Source organism: Plantactinospora solaniradicis, assembly GCF_042658085.1.
Taxonomy (GTDB): domain Bacteria; phylum Actinomycetota; class Actinomycetes; order Mycobacteriales; family Micromonosporaceae; genus Plantactinospora; species Plantactinospora solaniradicis.
The window spans coordinates 1-857 of sequence record NZ_JBHSPR010000073.1 but is presented as its reverse complement, the minus strand read 5'-3'; the positions used below and the strand labels follow the sequence as shown (position 1 = coordinate 857).

General features: G+C 67.6%; 1 protein-coding gene. It reads left to right on the top strand.

Annotated features, from left to right (window positions below; genetic code table 11):
* Positions 1-857 (top strand): phosphopantetheine-binding protein (locus ACFP2T_RS43055; protein WP_377432800.1); only part of this gene is annotated, 857 nt, incomplete at both ends.

Below are 857 nucleotides of genomic sequence, written 5' to 3'. Positions count from 1 at the left end.
GTCCGGGGACCTGGTCCGGTGGACCTCGGACGGGCGGTTGTTGTTCGCGGGTCGGGCGGATGAGCAGGTCAAGATCCGTGGTTTCCGGGTCGAACCCGGTGAGGTCGAGGCGGTCCTGGCCGGGCACGAGTCGGTCGGCCAGGTCGCGGTCATCGTCCGGGAGGACCAGCCCGACGTCAAACGCCTGGTCGCGTACGTCGTACCCGCCACCGCCGGTGGGATGGACGTCGACACGGTACGGGAATACGCCGCCGCACGACTGCCCGAGTACATGGTCCCGGCCGCAGTCGTCACACTCGACTCCCTCCCACTGACCGTCAACAACAAACTCGACCGGTCGGCCCTACCTGCTCCGGGATCGGCGGGGCAGGCGGGAGACCGAGCCCCGGCCACCCCGACCGAGGAACTGTTGTGCGGCCTCTTCGGGGAGGTCCTGGGCTTGCAACAGGTGAGCGCGGACGCCTCGTTCTTCACCTTGGGTGGAGACTCGCTCCTGGCAATGCGCGTGATCGCCCGAATACGGGCGGTGCTGGATACTGAGGTGACCATCGGTGACCTGTTCACGTCGCCGACTGTTGCCGAGGTTGCCCGGCTGATCGATGGCGATGATTCGGCCACGCAGGTGGCGTTGGCGCGTCGGGAGCGGCCTGAGGTGTTGCCGTTGTCGTTCGCGCAGCAGCGGTTGTGGTTCCTGAACCGCCTGGAGGAAACCGAGCCAGGCGCTGGCGCGGCGTACAACACACCCTTGGCCCTACGGCTGTCGGGTGAGCTGGACGTGCCCGCATTGCAGGCCGCGTTGGAGGATATCGCGGATCGGCACGAGAGCCTCCGGACGATTTTCCCGCAGTCGGAGGGGG